The sequence below is a fragment of the Rubripirellula reticaptiva genome, assembly GCF_007860175.1.
GTDB lineage: Bacteria > Planctomycetota > Planctomycetia > Pirellulales > Pirellulaceae > Rubripirellula > Rubripirellula reticaptiva.
Genome location: NZ_SJPX01000001.1, coordinates 727,838 through 744,104, shown reverse-complemented (window position 1 = coordinate 744,104; position 16,267 = coordinate 727,838). Strand labels below are relative to the sequence as shown.

The following is a 16,267-nucleotide window of genomic DNA, read 5'->3' as shown; positions in this document are numbered from 1 at the left end:
TTTTTTGGAGACCACCGATGAAGCGTGCTAGAGATACCTGTGCGACTTTTATGATCTGCTTTCTAGCTTGCTTCCTCGCTATCGCCACGCTTTCAACGACAGCGTTTGCGGACACGCATGATCTGATTTGTTGTGGCGGCGATGAGGTGTTTGTCATCGCGATCGAAGACCCGAAGGTCAAGAAATGGAGTTGGCATTCGAAACAATCGCCATCCATTCCAGAAGACATTAGAAAACGGTTTCGTTCGACGGACGACTGCAAGCCGTGTGAAGGCGACTTGCTGTTGATCACGTCGTCGAGTGGCGCGGTCGCACTGATAGATCGATCCTCGAAAGCATGCAAGTTCTTAGCCGAATCACGCAACGCGCACAGTGCTTGCTTGTTGCCCGGTCGTCAGGTTGCGGTTGCTTCGAGTTTCGGTGGTGATCAAGTTCAGTTCTTCGATCGCGACGAAATTCAACAGCCTGCGATGGTCGTGCAGTCACTTGTGTTGTTGGGAGCCCACGGATTGGTTTGGGACGCCCAACGCGACTGCCTCTGGGCGCTCGGTGAGAAGGAGTTGCTGGCGTTGGTTGCCGATGCCAACGCAAAGCCGGCTGTACGATGGTCGGTACGTTCACGGACGTCCTTACCTAGTAACGGCGGACACGATCTTTCGCCGCAACACGATGCTAAACATCTCTACGTGACCACAGACACGCAAGTGTTGACTTTCGATTGTGACGAACTCAACTTCCTTGTCGCCGAAGGTTTTGGAGATCAAGAAAAGGTCAAGTCGGTCGATCGTCACGCCACGTCGAATCGAATCGTCTTTCACCAAGCTACGGCAGAGGATTGGTGGAGCGACACGATTCGATTCACCGACGCGAAGCCAATTCAAATCAGTGATCAGCGTCTCTACAAAATCCGCTGGGACATGCCAACGAAAGACCCGGCTGAATGACGGCACGACGTCCGCCTTGCGTCGCTGGGGTGGATTGATGGTTTTGCATTAGCGGGTTGGTGGGGGGAATGGGTTTGACGTGGGCTAGTTTTCCGTCGGTGCCGCCGATGATGTAGCTGCCGTCTTGGGTGGCCAGGATGGAGTAGGCCCAGCCGTTGACCGCTGGCAGCGTTTGTTCCACTGTGACGGTGTTAGCGTTGACGATCCGTAGCTTGCCGTCGATGCAGCCGACGCCAATCTGATTGCCGTCGCTGGACCAAGCGATGCAAAGTGGTTCGACCGGCAACCGGGCGAATCGTACAAGTCGGCCGATCGACGGTTGCCAGATTCGAACGGTCTTGTCCGCGCTGGCTGATGCCAGGTATGCGATCGGGTGATCACCGGGGCGTCTGGCGAGGTCACGCACGATGCCGGTGTGGTTGTCCAGGACTCGCAGCGGCGTCACCAAATCCGCGTCGTTGCTCCACACTCGCAGGCTCTGGTCAACACCGGCTGAAATCAACAGCCGACCACGGTCGATTGATTCGACGCTGAGCACTCGGCGAGAATGGCCGGTCAGGCGCCTGACAATTGTGGCTCGACTGCTGGCGTCCGCATGCGACTGCATTTGCCACTGGATCACTTCGGTGTCTGCGGCCCCTGTGACGAATCGATCATCCGAAAGCCAGATCGCAGAGTGAATCACATCGTCGTGCTCCGAGCTTGATGCGACGATCGAAAGGTCCGGCCACGTCGCGATTTGCCACTGTCCAACCTCGCTCGGTTTGCCACCGGCGATCAGCAATCGTGTTGCGTCTGGTGAAAATCGCAAGCTTTGGATTTGCCCGATTTCGAAATCGTGACTTTCAACAATCGCCATTGATGGCCATTTGTAAATCGAGATTCCGGCTTGTGATCCGGAAACAATCCTGTCACCGGACGGGGCCATCGCTAACGCTGTCACGGGCGGCGCTGTCACTGATGCGGCAGCGCGTTCGTTTTCGGGCTGCTCTGCAACCGAATCCAGGCATGGCGAAAGCGATACGGTAATCGCCACTGTGATTGCGATCAGCAAACGACACTGGAATTTTCGTCGAGGATGCCAAGGATTCATCCAACCAACTCGCTGATCGGAGTGCCATGCAAGCTCACTTTGACAGGGCGGCCGTCTGCCGTGTTCAAGATGGTCGTGGGATCGATCCCCAGCAATTGATAGATGGTTGCGGCTAGGTCGGCTGGCGTCACGGGGCGGTCGTGAGGACTTTCGCCCATGTCGTCGCTGGACCCGATCACTTGCCCGCCCCCGATGCCGCCGCCGGCCATCATCACGCTGAACACACGTGGCCAGTGGTCTCGACCGCCGAGCGTATTGAGTTTGGGAGTGCGTCCGAATTCGCCCATCACGACGACCAACGTTTCGCCGAGTAGTCCGCGGTCATGTAAGTCGGTGATTAGCGACGAATAGGCCATGTCGAGTGATGGAATCAGCCCTACGGGTTGTTTCGCGCCAGTGAATCCCTCCTTCAGCCGTGTGACCAAATCGTTGTGCGTGTCCCAGCCACGATTGTTGACGGTCACAAACGGAACGCCGGCTTCGACCAATCGACGGGCCAGCAAACAACACTGTCCAATCGACTTCGCACCGTAACGGCCGCGAGTTTCCGAGGACTCTGCCAACAGGTCAAAGGCACGCTTGCCGGAAGTTGACGTCATCAGCCGATAGGCTTGTTCGAAGGCGGGGTCGTCTGGTGAGCTCGATTGCACGTTTTCGTCGATGCGATTGAGGGCCCGCAAATAGGCAGCTCGGCGGTCAATCCGTTCGTCCACGATACCCGGGAACGGATCGAGATCGCGAACGCGAAAATCTTTGTTTGCTGGATCACCGCTAACTTCGAACGGAGCAACATTGGCGGGAAGATAGCCCTGGGCCAGGAACTTGCCGCCGCCAACTCGTAGGTCGGGTACCGCGACATGCGACGGAATCGAGGTTTCGCGGGAACCGAGATGCGAAATGACCGAACCCATGGCTGGATAGTTCAGTGCGGGTGTTGGTTTGTATCCGGTCAACAGATAATGCGTACCAAAATTGTGCTCGCCTAATGGCGACGTCATCGATCGAATGATCGTCGAATGCTGCATCGTCGCAGCCGTTCGTGGCAAGAGTTCGCTTACGTGAATGCCGGGCACTGACGTACCGATAACGCCAAACGGCCCGCGGACTTCCCGTGGCGAGTTTGGTTTCGGGTCGAACGATTCCAGGTGGCTTGGTCCGCCGTCGAGCCAGATCAAAATGCAAGATTTGGCCTTGGCCGGTGCCTTCGCCAGTTCCGCCCCCGCCGCGGATCGGGTTGGCAAAGCGTGCATTCCCAATCCCAGGGCAGGAATCCCGCCAACGCGAAGGAAGTCTCGACGTCCAAGCGATGTGCCGTGTGGTGTCATGGTTGACCTAATGGCTGTGAGTGAATTCATGGCAATTCAGCAGCGCCCAAAAAAAGTCTTCGCTCCGCTGATGCCTCTGTTCCGCTTCCGCTTCTTGTTCTTGTGTATTTGCATTCGCGCTGGCATCGATGCGTTCGATCCACTGAGTCAGCTCGCGGTCCGACGGAACGCGACACAATGCGTGAACATAGAGCTCACGAACAATCTCGCTGGTTGCCATTTTCTTGCTAATCATCTTCTGCAGCCGACCATCGTTGTCGATGATTTTGGCGTTCAGCAAATCTCCGTTCATCAGATGCAGTTTCGATGCGATCCCGCGACCCGAGCTGCTGGGCGTGGAACAGTTTTCGCCAGGCAGACACAGTCCAAGAAACTGCAAGCTGTCGGACGTCGACGCACGGTCGACCACGTTGATAGCCCGGTTCACGCCGTTAAAGTTCTCTGGGACGCCGGTCACGTCACTGATCGCATCGGCCAGAACTTCAGCGTCTAGCGGTTTGACGATTGCGCGGGCGTAGAACTGCATTGTGTCGTCGGTCGGACCTGTCGCAGGTGCCGCCGAGGATCGTTGGTAAGCGGCGGAGTTACAGATCAGTCGAATCAGCGGACGGAGCTTGAAATCATTTTCGGCAAAGAAACGTGTCAGTTGATCCAGCAGTCCGGGGTGCGAAGCGGGGTTGGTCGCGCGAAGGTCATCGACCGGATGAATCAGGCCACGTCCCATCAACGATTGCCAAACGCGACCCACCATGGCCCTAGCAAAGTACGAATTGTCTTTGTCGGTCAGCCACCGGGAAAATTCGTGGCGGTTATCGGCGTTCGGTGGCAGGAAATGACCACCGGGGATGCGAGGCAGCGCGTCGGATCCGGTGCGTGGGTGAATGACGGTTCCACGCCCGGTAAATCGCACATGCTGGTTTCGTTCGAACCCGGCAAAGATAGCAGCCAGCCCGTGGTAGTCGTCCTGAGTCCATTGGTCCAGCGGATGGTTGTGGCAATTCGCACATCTCAGCCGGACCCCCATCAATACTTCGCTGATGTACTCCGCTTCCTCGCGTGCAGTTGCGAAGAAACGGTGGACGGTCGCTGCCCCGTTTTGGTGCGTGTCCCCTTCGGCAAGGATCAACGACTTTGCAATCTCGTCCCAGCCGGTGTCGTCGCCAACGCGGTCCCTTAGCCAGTCGTAGAACACGTCGGCCGCGACTTCATCGGTGCCGGGTTTGCGAAGCCGCAATTGGATGGCCAAGCGATGCGTCCAGTAGTCGACGAACGATTCTGAATCTAGAAGGTCGTCGATCATGCGTGAACGTTTGGCCGGCCAATCATCATCGTCTGCCTCGTCATCAACAAAGCGTTCAATCTGAGTGGGAGAAGGCAATCGACCCGTCAGATCAAGCGACAACCTTCGCAGGAACGCGGAATCACTTGTGGGGTTTGCGGGGGCAATTCGCAACTGACGAAGGGTTGTGTTGATCTGTTCGTCAATCCAATTGTTTGTCGCAGAGCTGGGCAGCGTGAATTTTTCGGAGCCCATTGGCGTGGTGAATGAAACCGTCGCCACTTGGCCTGCGAACTGTACCGTTGCCCAGTGACGGCCGGGGGCAGTAACTGTCGCGATGCCAAAATCGTCGACGGTCACGGCGGACTCGTTTTGGCTAACGTAAACTGCCTGGGCAGTTACGTCTCGCTGAAGACCATCGTCAAAGAACGCCGTCACTTGGATTGAAACGGTCGCCGGCACAGAGTCAGCGACAAAGTCCGTTGGAGTCACTCGCAAATGCTCCAGATTCCGAAGTTGTCTTCGACGAGCACCGGTGGCGATCCAATGTTCGATCGTCTCTGCTGGTTCTCCATCGGGTTCCAGAACTTGCCCGCCGCCATGTTCCAATTGAGCAGTCGGTTTTGACAGGATCAGGCTATCGGCGGGGCGTGCAAGGTTCGCTCGGCGGCCAGAAAGTTCGCGAACGATCGTCCGATAGTCGAACTCGGGGTCACCGCCGAACAGCGAAAGGCGAAACCCGGCTTGGCCCGCCGCACCACCATGACAGCTCGCGGCGTTGCAGCCCGCTTTCGACAGCAACGGCACAATTTCGGTATCGAAATCGATCTCCGCAGCCTCTGCATTGACGTTGGACATCGCAATGATCAACGTGCTAATTAATGCAGCGCTAGAGAACAAGGCACGAGCCAATGCATCGAACTGAAGCACAGCACAGCGATCGAGCGAGGAATGTTTCATGAAGATTCGGCGTCTTTTGAGTCATCGCTCGCTGGCACTGGTTTGCCGCCGTTCTCATCGCTGTCTTCGTCATTGTCAGGTGCAAACTCGTCGGCCCATTTCTTGAGATAGTTCTGTGCCGATAAGGTCCCGTAGTTGGAAAGTTTGCCGCCATCGACGATCAGATTGGTGGCCTTGTGAACACGTTGCTTGAACCAGGGATTCTTAGCCGCAAACTGTTCCACCTGCTCGGCTGCTGCAAGGACGTCCTCAGGTGTCGCCGTCTTCTGGATGACCGGCGACATCATTTGGCGATAGATGCCTTCTTGTTCAGACGAATCGGCACGTCCTCGCATTCCCATTTGGCGTTCTTCGAATCCCATCTCGGCTAAGCTAGGCGTCTGTTTGCGACCGAGTACTTTTTCGATCGCTTGGCCGATTTTGACTGCATCGGCTTGGATACTCGGTTGAACTAGGGGAAAGTTCGCGACCACTCTCCCTTGATTCGCAATCAGGATCGTCAGCGTCATCTTTCGATGGAGACCATAGGCACCCGGACCTTCGATTCCATCCATCGAGATCATCGGTGAGACACCTTCGGGCAACGCTCCACGAGCACGGCGAAGCCAGGCCTCCGTTTCCGTCGGATCCGAGGTCAGAAAGATCAGTCGGCATTGAAGACCTTCGTCCTTCTTCGTGCTGGCGTAGTTGCCAAGCAAGCGAGTCAGCGCGATTGAGGGCCGGGTGACCTGTTGAACGAAGACCAACATGACTGGACCGTCATCGATGCCCTTGATCACGTTGACGTGATTGCCAGCGTCCTCGCCGAACACGATCCTGGCTTCGAACGGGACGACTGGCTCGCCTACCTGAGGCCCCGAAAAGATTAAGTCGTCGGCAACTGCGGCCAGCGTCAAGCAAAAAACGATCGACGACAACCAAAAGAATCGCATCACACGTCACCCAATGTTCAAGTTCAGAAGCAGCCCATTGTCGCAGTATGGAATCCACGTCGCCACGGTTCGGAATGAATTTCCAAACGGATTGAACGGAAAACCGGTAGGGTTGGCAATTAAAATTCTGCCTTGTCCGTTATCAATCGCGAATCTAAGCGCTCATCGCGTCTTTCAGGATGTTTGCGGCGGATCGGACGTGGAGGATGATTTTTCCTGGCGTTTGCCGAGCCCAGACGCTCTCGTGTCACGTTGCCGGTTCAGCTACTGATTTTGGCAACGGCGAGTTTCAGTAGTTCTCTCAGCTTTGCTGGATCCGTTGTTGAGACTTTTGCGACGAAGCCATGTTTGTGGGCAAAACGAACTTCATCGTGTGATTCGATTTGCGAAAAATTCAAACGCTGGCTGTCGTTGTACCGAGTCAATCCGTACCCGCTGCCACGCCGATCAGGATAGACCAACGCTTGGATCTCATTCTCCTTTCCTTCGCTCTCGATGAACGCGTGGATCCCAAAGGACGGATCACCTGAGATCGCATCACTTTTTTCCAGGAACAATGCTCCGATCGGTTCGCCATCCGTTTCAATCGTCCAGTACTGACCGTGCTCTTTCAGGTAGTCCAATCGCTGCCGCAACGTTTTCAAGTAGTTGACAATGTCTTCGCCCACCATGCACATGACTTGGTAAATGGGATTGTCGGGATTGAGCTCGGTGCTGCCAGCGAATCGGTTAAGCAAAGTGATGTCGACGGGCGAATTCAGTGCTCCCAATGCCGTGCGAGGAATTCCCATCAACTTGGCGGCTTGGTTTGGGCCTAACGTATCGAGCCATTCTGCCGGACGAAGCCAAGCACAAAAGGACAATGCGTCCTCGTAAAGTCCCATGCTTTGCAGCACAAGCGATAAGGCACAAAGTGGCGGAGCATCGCGAGGGAACTGGTGATGATCAAAGTTGTTCCGTTCAGGATCGTGAGCGCCACCGACATCGACGACGCAGATTGATGGATTGGCTAAGTCTTCGTCCGTTGGCTCGCGCCGCTGGATTGGGACCCCATGCAAGTGTGCCAGCAGACTGCAGGCAAGGAAATCGTCTTTGTGGGCTCCGCCCGGATGGGTCACGATCAGTTGCATGGTCATAAGGAGGCGCAATTCACAATTGGGATCAGTTTAAAATCACTCAGCACAAAAACATACCCACAATACCAATGAACGGAACCTGTCGCGATTGGCAATTGCATTTGAGCTACGCCCTGAGTTTGCTGTTCGAATGCTTCTTAACTGTTGGATTTGTTCCCCATCGAGAACTTACGTGGGCAAGTCTAGAATGTCGCTGCGAGACAGCGAGACTTGTTGCCCGATCCAGGAACTTGGCAAGTGCACTTCGGTCGGCGGTCACTGTTTGATCAGAATAACCAGTTCGTTTTATCTAGAGCCATGAATCAATCTCAGTCTAACGATCCGTTGCACGGCATTACTCTGAAAACCATTCTCGAGTACTTGGTTGCTGAGTACGGATGGGAGCAGTTGGGTGACCGCATCAACATCAATTGCTTCAACGACGAGCCGAGCATCAACAGCAGCTTGAAGTTTCTGCGAAAAACAGATTGGGCCCGAGCGAAAGTTGAACGGTTGTATTTGAACTCGATCAGTTATGACGAGCGGCACGGCAAGAACAAACCTGAAACCGATGCAGGACAGAGCGAAACGGAAAGTGCATGGGATCGAGCGCGAAAGAAAAAGAAATAGCGAAGGCAGTTGTGGGGATGCCGAGATCGCGTGATCGTTTTAATCAAAGGGATTGTCATCCGCTTCGATTGCGTCTTGCAAAGCCTTGGCTCGCTGTTGATCGGATTGGCTAAGTTTTTCTAGAGGGACGATGATCTCTTTTCCGTCGACCCGTTTTAGCTTGACCGAGTCACCACTGATCTCGATGAACTCGGCTTCGATTTTGTGCTTGCCGGTGACGTCTGTCCAAGGGTGATCTTCCGATTCGGTGTCGGTTTCTGGTTCAAACGGCGACGGCGTTGACCGAGACGAAGGTGACCGTGATGAACGCGACGGCCGCGCTGGTTGATCGACTAAGTCGGGCGCCAATTGAATCTTGGTAAGGTCCAGCACAATTTCTTCGCGTGACCCGCCACGCATTTTTGCCAACACTCGGTTCCTGGGAAGAAGTTCCATCACTTCGGCGGGATACCAGAACGAACCATGGTTTTGAGCTTGAATGATCTGGCCGCCGAAGAGCTGACGCGTCGATTGGACTCTGAGTCCGGTTGAATCCACGGGCGATGAGCGATCGTGGTAGGCTTGATTTAGCTTGACTGTTTCTTCGTAAACCGGCGACCAAGCTTTCATGGCTCGGTCCGCCGAACTGGCGACGGCGCGATTCGGATCATTTAACCGTTTTTCAATCGCGGCGACGATTTTTGGATCAGGGTTTTGCAGATTTTTTTGGGCCAACTCGTTGAGTGTTTGCACGAGTTGTGCGTCGTTGCCCGATGCCAAGCTCTTGAGCGCCAGGCGTTGCTCGCCGATGGTCAGCGGAGTTTCTTGTTGGCGCTTCCGCTCTTCTGCATCTCGCGCCATTTTTTCGCGGCGTTCAGTCGACTCTCGATCCATTTCCGCCAATTGTTCTTCGGACAAAAGGTCATAGGTGATCTTGATCGGCACACGAACCGAGACGTTACTGTCCTCGGTCATCAACGACTGCTCGAAACGTAGCGAATGTGGACGTTGTTTGACGGCATCGAAGACCCAGGTGCCTTGGCCCTGGATTGAATAGGCAGCCTTGTCACCGATCGGTGGAGCTTTCAAAAGGTACGTCTTTTTGAAAGTTTTCAGTGAGCCCTCGATACCCTGCAACTGAAAGCTTGTCTGTTCGCTTGCCGTACGTACTTTTCGCGGTGCTTGCTGACCAAACGCAGACGGAAACATCGATCGGCTTTGGCCATCACTCTGCTCGACGGTGATGTCGCCTACGATCTGCCAGGCGTCTGCATTGCCATTGCCGCCCGATCCTTGCAAGTGTTCAAACGGCAACTGCGAAATGTTGCCAATCAGATATGGCAGTTGCGAATCGCCTTCCATCGCGACCGTTTCGCCGGTCGAGCTGATCGTCAGCTTGTTGGTGGTCGATGATGTTCCCGCAAATCGATTTCGAGCAAACGGATCAGGGAACGATGGCATTCTGATGATCATTTCGCGAGGATCGCGTGTTTGATATTGAGCTTTACGTTTAGATTGTTTGGGCATCCCACCACGGAACGTCAACTGTGACCATCGATCGTCAGACTGGTTGACTTCATATCGCAGTACGCCTTCGTACGTCTCAACTTCGTCGGGCTTGTCGACTTCGATTTTGACCTGATAAGCAAACTGATCGCCCACCTTCCAGCGATAGGCCAAGCCTTCCGCCCACGCATCGCCAAACAAAATTGGCCCGCAAAGAAGCGTCAACAACAAATAGACAATTCGATAGTTCACGAGACACCTTTGCATAAATGATTTCGATCGATTTCCCCGCCGAACCTAAGATTAGCATCTTAGCTCGACCGGCTGGCAAACGCATCGAATCATTGTTTTCAGGCAAACTGGCGTCGCAATTGTTCTTTGTACCAACGTTGGCGGCAACGGCATCTTGCCACGAGACCTGGAAGAAACCTGGCAAACGCTTGGATGCTAGGAATTCCTTCAGGGGGCGTTCTCCAGGAATCCAGTGCAGCTGTCTCGAAGAGTTTTATGAGCCGCTCGGCGGGCTCGTTCCGAATCGAGTCGTGAGTTTTCGACGGTGTTTTTAAACGCCGTCGGATTTGAAAATGCTATAGCTTTTGTCATTTGCAAGAAATTCGGTGGCAGCGACCAGTAGGCCCTTGCTCTTTGGATCTTTGTCGCTGACATGTTAGACGCGGACTTGCGTCCCGTGGCTGCGCGATAGCGGTCCGAGCGACTTGAAGCAGTTGATGAAATGTATCTTTTGGGGCCGATAGTGTCCGCTCTTGGACGTGATGATTTTCAGCGTTCCATTTTTGACCATCCACTCGCCAGCCCCCTTCACCGAGTTTCCCCGCAGGAAGCTGGAATGGTGAAACTGGCCGATGATGTGGCTGCCAGTATAGAAAACGTCAATTGGGCTTAGCACAAATATTGCCCATCCTCTTCCCGAGAAGGCCTGTCTGCATGTCGGTGGTGTCGAGTGGTCGGCCAGCTTGGGACAAAATTTCTGCATGTCGGTCAACGCGGTAGCGGACGCGAGCCTGTTCATCGAGATTGGCTACGCCACGAATCATCGATTTGACTGCGGACGGCATGACGTTGGCGCCGTTGTCCTTGCCCGCCGAGTTTCCACGCTGGAAGGCGTGACGGACTGCGACGACCGCACCAAATTCACCGAGCCCGTTGAGCCACTCGAAGAACGGCAAGGTCGCTTTCACTTCTTTATAATGCGTCAAGTATGCGTGCAGCAGGTCACCCATGCGATGCTGGCTGTCCAGTTGTTCAAGTTTGTATTTGCCCAGTGCCAGGTTTCTAAGCGAATCACTTCCCGACGGCGCAATTCGGAGTTGCGTGTTTAGTTGATCGTGAAAATCCTCTCAGATCTTCTTTTTGTGCTGCGCGACCGCAACACCTGCGATCGATGCCATGTGATTGTCGTAGGCGCAGTCCACCGCCCCGACAGGATCAATTTCGCCATACCCGCTCTGATTGGCAACGACTTCGCTGTACCCGCCGTAGTCCAAGCTGTTTGCGTTTTCATGGCTTGCTGGGGGAGGCTGGCATGATGTGCTGCCCGGAGAACCGTGGAATGTCGCGAAGAGACACAATTTTCGTAATCCGAAAAATCAGGCCATTTTCGAAGTCGTCTTTTTCAACCGTCGACCATGAGCCGGACAGTCTGGTTCGGGTTGTCATCCGGGGCGGATACGTGGTGTCCGTTGCAGACGAGCGAGAAGCGATCGACGTTGGCAACCCCAACACTCAGCGATCTTGGCCACGGCGAGAGCAGAGTCTTCAATCGTCGGTCCGGTGGGCCGAATGGGTTTCAGTGAACAGCTGATTCCCATGCTCAAGCAAGGTGGCTGGCTGGCTAGATCAAGAGAATTTCGGCGAAGTCGCGCTGTGGTGGTTAGTCGTTGTGAACAAGCCTCCTTGAAGAATCGATTGGAACATCATTGCTTCGATGCCTCATGTTTGGCATTCGGTGCTGCGAGCACGCTTCAGAAATTCGCTCTTTTTGCGTGCTTTTTTGTTCGGCCGAGAACGCTTAATCGCGGGCAACGCGATCATCGGGTGACGGCGGTGTTTTCGATTCTTGCTTTTTCTGTTGTCGCCGTTGGTATTTGGTGTTATCGTTTATCGTAGATGGACGATAAAGGGATCTCATGGCAAAGCAATCTCCAAAGAAACTCTGTGATTCGACGCCGGTCAAGCTGAAGGCTGATCCGACGGCGGACGATTTCGCCAAGCTCGCGTGGGCGATCGCTCATCCGGCTCGTGTGCAAATCGTGCGACTGTTGATTGGTCGCGAGGCATGTGTGTGTGGCGAAATCGTGGACCAGTTGCCACTGGCTCAGTCGACCGTTTCTCAGCATCTGAAGATTCTGAAAGAGTCGGGTTTGATCCAGGGGGAAGTCGACGGGCCCAAGGTCTGTTACTGCATCAACGCCGAGCGACTCAAACAACTCAAGGCATTGGTGGCTGGATTGTGACCGTGTGCTCTTTTTACTCGTGTCTATCGTTTAGCGGCGATAGACGATATTAAACCGGCTTCTTGGAAGAACGGAAATGAATCAACCCGATACCTGCCCCACCGACAAAAAAGGAATCGGCTTCTTTGAACGCTATCTGACCGTCTGGGTTGGCCTGTGCATCGTTGTCGGAATCACGCTCGGCAAGATCGCTCCAGGGATCGCCAAGTCACTCGACGCGATGGCAATCTATGTCAACGATGCGCCCGTGATTTCGATTCCTATCGCAGTCTGTTTGTTCTTCATGATGTACCCGATCATGGTCAAGATTGACTTCGGCGAAGTCGTGAAAGCGGGCAGAGCGATTCGGCCTGTTGGTTTGACTCTGGTTCTCAATTGGGTGATCAAACCGTTCACGATGTACGCGATCGCCAGTTTCTTCCTTGGCACCTTGTTTCTGGGCTTCATTGGCCCCGATGCCGTCGATTACGTAAAAGCTCCTTTGGGCAGCAGTCTTGAGCTTGGTGCATCGTATGGTGCTGGTGAGGTGGTGCTGGTCGACGGAGTGAAGATGCTGCAAGTTCCGCTTTGGCGAAGTTACTTGGCAGGTTGCATCTTGCTTGGAATTGCTCCCTGCACGGCGATGGTTCTGGTTTGGGGTTCTTTGGCGAAAGGGAACGATGGGCATACGCTGGTGATGGTCGCGATCAATTCGCTGGTGATGCTGGTTCTATACGGAGTTCTTGGTGGGTTCCTGCTAGGAGTCGGCCAGCTTCCTGTTCCTTGGCAAGCGTTATTGTTGTCGATTGGCGTCTATGTCGCGTTGCCCTTGGTGGCCGGTTACATCTCGCGAAAATGGCTGATCGCAACCCAAGGAGAAGCGTGGTTTCGCGAAAAGTTTTTGCATTTCCTGACGCCGATCACGATCACAGCTCTGCTTGCAACGCTGGTCTTGTTGTTTTCCTTCAAAGGCGAAACCATTGTTGAAAACCCGCTGACGATTTTGTGGATCGCCATTCCGTTGACGATTCAAACTCTAGTGATTCTTGCACTTGGCTACGGGATCAGCAAAGCGATGGGATTCAACTACGAGTCCGCTGCTCCGACCGCAATGATCGGAGCATCGAATCACTTTGAAGTCGCGATCGCGACGGCCACGATGTTGTACGGATTGTCGTCCGGGGCAGCACTGGCGACTGTTGTGGGCGTGCTGATCGAGGTGCCATTGATGCTGGGCTTGGTCAAGTTTTGCATCAAAACGAAAGGCTGGTTCCCAGCCGAGTCTTTCGACGAAGGCAAACTGAGACGCTCTGTTTAGTATCCCCTTACCATACGAGAAAACGTGATGACAAAAGTTCAAATCTACGACAAAGCCATGTGCTGTTCGACTGGCGTCTGCGGGCCACAAGTTGATCCGGTGTTGCCGAAATTTGCCGCTGATCTTGATTGGTTGAAGTCCCAAGGTCACGACGTCGCACGCTTCAATTTGGCTCAAGAGCCAGCCGAGTTCGCTAAGAATACGACCGTGCAAAAGATGCTTGCTGACGAAGGCGTCGAGTGCTTGCCGTTGGTGATTGTCGACGATCGTGTTGTCAGTCGCAGCGAGTATCCATCGCGAGAGAATCTTGCGATGTGGACAGGTACATCGGTAAAACCAAAACCGACTTTACCGATGGCGGCCGATTCAGGTTGCTGTGGCGGCAGCACGGGTTGTTGTTAGTGAGTCGCGTGAGGTTCCAGCTTGCGAAATCGTTCGCGAGATACGATGACCGACTAACAGACAACTCCAAGTAATCGAGAAGTTTCACTATGCGATATTTAAACAAAGCGACGCGAAATTTGTTCTTCACCGGCAAGGGTGGTGTCGGGAAGACGTCGATGGCGTGCGCGGCGGCGATCCAGTTGGCTGATCGCGGGCTGCAAGTATTGCTCGTTTCGACTGACCCGGCATCGAACCTCGACGAAGTGCTTGGCACGAAACTTGGCAACCATCCGACACCGATCGAATCGGTGCCAAACTTGTTTGCCATGAACCTGGATCCCGAGGCGGCGGCGAAGGAGTATCGCGAACGAATGGTGGGGCCATACCGCGGCGTGCTGCCCGATGCGGCGGTACGCAGCATGGAAGAGCAGTTCTCGGGTTCCTGCACGCTGGAGATTGCGGCGTTCGATGAGTTTTCAAAGTTGCTTGGTGACAAACAAGCGACATCCGAATTCGATCACGTGATCTTTGACACCGCACCGACCGGTCACACGTTACGTTTGCTGACTCTGCCGTCGGCATGGTCGGGGTTCATTGAAAACAACACCACCGGAACATCGTGTATGGGGCCGTTGGCGGGATTGCAAGCTCAGACGTTGCTCTACAAACACACTGTCGAAGCATTAGCAGATTCAAACTCAACTACCTTGGTATTGGTCACCCGTCCCGAGCCGTCGGCATTTCGCGAAGCTGCTCGAACGAGCGTCGAATTGCAGAATTTGGGTGTGAACAATCTGCATCTGATCGTCAACGGTGTCTTCACAGCTAATTCGACGGACGACCCGATTGCGACGGCGATGCAAATTCGTGGGAACGATGCGATTGCGGCGATGCCAGATTCTATTCGAGGCTTCGAGCGAACGACGATTCCTTTGACCTGGGATGGATTGATGGGTGTTGATTCGCTTCGAAAAGTTGGCAAGCCAGCGGCGGATCGAGTCGATGACGACAATGACTTGCCATTGATCGATTCGTATCCGGAAGGTCTCGGTTCCTTGATCGACGATTTGGCGGCGACCGGTCATGGCGTGATTTTGGCGATGGGGAAAGGCGGCGTTGGAAAAACGACGGTTGCGGCGGCGGTCGCAGTTGCCTTGGCCGAGCGTGGGTTCGACGTGCATCTTTCGACGACGGACCCGGCTGCTCATATTGCCGCAACGATCGCGGCCGAAGATTTATCAGGGTTAACGGTTGGTCGCATCGATCCGGCAAAGGAAACTGCTGACTACACCGACGAGGTGTTGCAGACTGCGGGCGGCGATTTGGATGCCGAAGGAAAGGCGTTGCTAGAAGAAGATTTGCGTTCCCCTTGCACCGAAGAAATCGCAGTCTTTCGAGCGTTCGCGAAAGCCGTTTCCGCAGGCACCAACGGCTTTGTCGTTTTGGACACCGCGCCAACGGGTCATACCATTTTGTTGCTCGATTCGGCACTCGCCTACCACCGCGAAGTGACACGGCAAGCCAGCGGGATGCCTGAGTCGGTCGAAAACTTGTTGCCGCGTTTGCGTGACCCCGAGTTCACTCGCGTGCTCGTGGTGACTCTGCCCGAAGCGACGCCGGTTCACGAAGCAGCCAAGTTGCAGCAAGACTTGCGACGTGCGGAAATTGAACCGTTCGCGTGGGTCATCAATCAAAGTCTCGTGCAGCTCGCAGTCACAGACCCAACCCTGCGTCGTCGGCAACATCACGAGTTGCCGTTCATCGACGAAGTCAAGTCGTCGCTGGCCAGTCGCGTTGCACTGATCCCTTGGCAAGCGGTACCGCCTGTCGGACTGGCGGGACTGCGACGCGTTGTCGGTTCCAATTCCTCTCTCACGCACTAGCGAACGTAAAGACATGACCAAGAAAAATGTTCTGTTTCTTTGTACTGGTAATTCGTGCCGCAGCCAGATGGCGGAAGGTTGGGCAAGGCACTTTCATGGCGACAAGATCGAGTCGTACTCGGCTGGAATCGAGGCTCACGGTATCAATCCCAACGCCATGCAAGTGATGAAAGAAGCCGGTGTTGATATTTCGGGCCAATCGTCAAAACTTGCAAGCAGTCTTACCGATGTGCCTCTCGATTTGGTCGTCACTGTGTGTGGTCACGCCGACGAAAATTGCCCGGCGTTCTTGACGAAAGCAAAGCTTGTCCACGTCGGCTTCGACGATCCACCCAAGCTTGCCAAGGAAGCCGCTAGCGAAGATCAGGCCATGGACCAGTATCGACGTGTTCGTGATGAGATTCGCAGTTTTGTGATCGATCGATTGCCTAAGCTTCTGAATTAACGAGTTCGCTTGCGAGTGAAC

General features: G+C 54.5%; 16 protein-coding genes. 7 read left to right on the top strand and 9 right to left on the bottom strand.

What is annotated here, in order from left to right; genetic code table 11:
• The first annotated feature begins 17 nt into the window (after positions 1-17).
• Positions 18-944 carry a DUF6528 family protein gene (locus tag Poly59_RS02775; protein ID WP_146532523.1) on the top strand — a complete coding sequence of 309 codons (927 nt, stop codon included), beginning with the start codon at positions 18-20 and terminating at the stop codon, positions 942-944.
• On the opposite strand, the gene Poly59_RS02770 is transcribed toward Poly59_RS02775, so the two are convergent.
• The 5 genes from Poly59_RS02770 to Poly59_RS02750 form a co-directional block, all read right to left on the bottom strand.
• Positions 883-2,037: a WD40 repeat domain-containing protein gene (locus Poly59_RS02770; protein ID WP_146532522.1), complete on the bottom strand. Its 1,155-nt coding sequence runs from the start codon at positions 2,035-2,037 to the stop codon at positions 883-885. The genes Poly59_RS02775 and Poly59_RS02770 overlap by 62 nt on opposite strands.
• The gene (locus tag Poly59_RS02765; protein ID WP_186775979.1) at positions 2,034-3,362 is read right to left on the bottom strand and encodes a DUF1501 domain-containing protein; all 1,329 of its coding nucleotides are present in this window, start codon (positions 3,360-3,362) and stop codon (positions 2,034-2,036) included. The genes Poly59_RS02770 and Poly59_RS02765 overlap by 4 nt, the downstream gene beginning before the upstream one ends.
• 7 nt (positions 3,363-3,369) lie before the next feature.
• Positions 3,370-5,601 carry a DUF1553 domain-containing protein gene (locus Poly59_RS02760; protein ID WP_146532520.1) on the bottom strand — a complete coding sequence of 744 codons (2,232 nt, stop codon included), beginning with the start codon at positions 5,599-5,601 and terminating at the stop codon, positions 3,370-3,372.
• Positions 5,598-6,533, bottom strand: coding sequence for a hypothetical protein (locus Poly59_RS02755; protein WP_146532519.1), 936 nt, complete (start codon positions 6,531-6,533; stop codon positions 5,598-5,600). Before Poly59_RS02755 ends, Poly59_RS02760 begins: the two co-directional genes overlap by 4 nt.
• A gap of 260 nt (positions 6,534-6,793) precedes the next feature.
• Positions 6,794-7,669 (bottom strand): MYG1 family protein, encoded by an 876-nt coding sequence (locus Poly59_RS02750; protein WP_246151330.1) that lies wholly within the window; start codon positions 7,667-7,669, stop codon positions 6,794-6,796.
• Between the two features lie 297 nt (positions 7,670-7,966).
• Here Poly59_RS02750 and Poly59_RS02745 point away from each other — a divergent pair, with 297 nt between their 5' ends.
• A complete protein-coding gene (locus Poly59_RS02745) occupies positions 7,967-8,278 on the top strand; it encodes a VF530 family protein (RefSeq protein WP_146532518.1) in 312 nt (103 codons plus the stop codon).
• 39 nt (positions 8,279-8,317) lie between these two features.
• Here Poly59_RS02745 and Poly59_RS02740 read toward each other — a convergent pair whose 3' ends face one another.
• The 4 genes from Poly59_RS02740 to Poly59_RS29195 all read right to left on the bottom strand — a co-directional run bounded on the left by Poly59_RS02740 (position 8,318) and on the right by Poly59_RS29195 (position 11,268).
• Entirely contained in the window at positions 8,318-10,015 is a 1,698-nt protein-coding gene (locus Poly59_RS02740) for an SHD1 domain-containing protein (RefSeq protein ID WP_186775978.1), read from the bottom strand.
• 415 nt (positions 10,016-10,430) lie between these two features.
• Positions 10,431-10,670 (bottom strand): hypothetical protein, encoded by a 240-nt coding sequence (locus Poly59_RS29200; RefSeq protein ID WP_186775977.1) that lies wholly within the window; start codon positions 10,668-10,670, stop codon positions 10,431-10,433.
• Positions 10,654-11,004, bottom strand: coding sequence for a hypothetical protein (locus Poly59_RS02735; protein ID WP_146532516.1), 351 nt, complete (start codon positions 11,002-11,004; stop codon positions 10,654-10,656). Before Poly59_RS02735 ends, Poly59_RS29200 begins: the two co-directional genes overlap by 17 nt.
• A gap of 117 nt (positions 11,005-11,121) precedes the next feature.
• Positions 11,122-11,268, bottom strand: coding sequence for a hypothetical protein (locus Poly59_RS29195; RefSeq protein WP_186775976.1), 147 nt, complete (start codon positions 11,266-11,268; stop codon positions 11,122-11,124).
• 642 nt (positions 11,269-11,910) lie between these two features.
• On the opposite strand from Poly59_RS29195, the gene Poly59_RS02730 reads away from it, so the two are divergent.
• The 5 genes from Poly59_RS02730 to Poly59_RS02710 all read left to right on the top strand — a co-directional run bounded on the left by Poly59_RS02730 (position 11,911) and on the right by Poly59_RS02710 (position 16,246).
• Positions 11,911-12,237 carry an ArsR/SmtB family transcription factor gene (locus Poly59_RS02730; protein WP_146532515.1) on the top strand — a complete coding sequence of 109 codons (327 nt, stop codon included), beginning with the start codon at positions 11,911-11,913 and terminating at the stop codon, positions 12,235-12,237.
• A gap of 76 nt (positions 12,238-12,313) precedes the next feature.
• Positions 12,314-13,534 carry an ACR3 family arsenite efflux transporter gene (gene arsB, locus Poly59_RS02725; RefSeq protein WP_146532514.1) on the top strand — a complete coding sequence of 407 codons (1,221 nt, stop codon included), beginning with the start codon at positions 12,314-12,316 and terminating at the stop codon, positions 13,532-13,534.
• Positions 13,535-13,561: 27 nt separating this feature from the next.
• The gene (gene arsD, locus Poly59_RS02720; RefSeq protein ID WP_146532513.1) at positions 13,562-13,936 is read left to right on the top strand and encodes an arsenite efflux transporter metallochaperone ArsD; all 375 of its coding nucleotides are present in this window, start codon (positions 13,562-13,564) and stop codon (positions 13,934-13,936) included.
• Positions 13,937-14,025: 89 nt separating this feature from the next.
• Positions 14,026-15,801 carry an arsenical pump-driving ATPase gene (arsA, locus tag Poly59_RS02715; RefSeq protein WP_146532512.1) on the top strand — a complete coding sequence of 592 codons (1,776 nt, stop codon included), beginning with the start codon at positions 14,026-14,028 and terminating at the stop codon, positions 15,799-15,801.
• A 13-nt stretch (positions 15,802-15,814) separates the two neighbouring features.
• The gene (locus Poly59_RS02710) at positions 15,815-16,246 is read left to right on the top strand and encodes an arsenate reductase ArsC (RefSeq protein WP_146532511.1); all 432 of its coding nucleotides are present in this window, start codon (positions 15,815-15,817) and stop codon (positions 16,244-16,246) included.
• Positions 16,247-16,267: the final 21 nt, after the last annotated feature.

Bases quoted from the DNA above. Each gene is read 5' to 3' on its own strand.
- Poly59_RS02710 (WP_146532511.1), top strand. From the start codon at position 15,815: ATGACCAAGAAAAATGTTCTGTTTCTTTGTACTGGTAATTCGTGCCGC.
- arsA (WP_146532512.1), top strand. From the start codon at position 14,026: ATGCGATATTTAAACAAAGCGACGCGAAATTTGTTCTTCACCGGCAAG.
- Poly59_RS02770 (WP_146532522.1), bottom strand. From the start codon at position 2,037: ATGAATCCTTGGCATCCTCGACGAAAATTCCAGTGTCGTTTGCTGATC.
- Poly59_RS02750 (WP_246151330.1), bottom strand. From the start codon at position 7,669: ATGACCATGCAACTGATCGTGACCCATCCGGGCGGAGCCCACAAAGAC.
- arsB (WP_146532514.1), top strand. From the start codon at position 12,314: ATGAATCAACCCGATACCTGCCCCACCGACAAAAAAGGAATCGGCTTC.
- Poly59_RS02735 (WP_146532516.1), bottom strand. From the start codon at position 11,004: ATGGGTGACCTGCTGCACGCATACTTGACGCATTATAAAGAAGTGAAA.
- Poly59_RS02730 (WP_146532515.1), top strand. From the start codon at position 11,911: ATGGCAAAGCAATCTCCAAAGAAACTCTGTGATTCGACGCCGGTCAAG.
- Poly59_RS02755 (WP_146532519.1), bottom strand. From the start codon at position 6,533: ATGCGATTCTTTTGGTTGTCGTCGATCGTTTTTTGCTTGACGCTGGCC.
- Poly59_RS02760 (WP_146532520.1), bottom strand. From the start codon at position 5,601: ATGAAACATTCCTCGCTCGATCGCTGTGCTGTGCTTCAGTTCGATGCA.
- Poly59_RS02775 (WP_146532523.1), top strand. From the start codon at position 18: ATGAAGCGTGCTAGAGATACCTGTGCGACTTTTATGATCTGCTTTCTA.
- Poly59_RS02745 (WP_146532518.1), top strand. From the start codon at position 7,967: ATGAATCAATCTCAGTCTAACGATCCGTTGCACGGCATTACTCTGAAA.
- arsD (WP_146532513.1), top strand. From the start codon at position 13,562: ATGACAAAAGTTCAAATCTACGACAAAGCCATGTGCTGTTCGACTGGC.
- Poly59_RS02765 (WP_186775979.1), bottom strand. From the start codon at position 3,362: ATGACACCACACGGCACATCGCTTGGACGTCGAGACTTCCTTCGCGTT.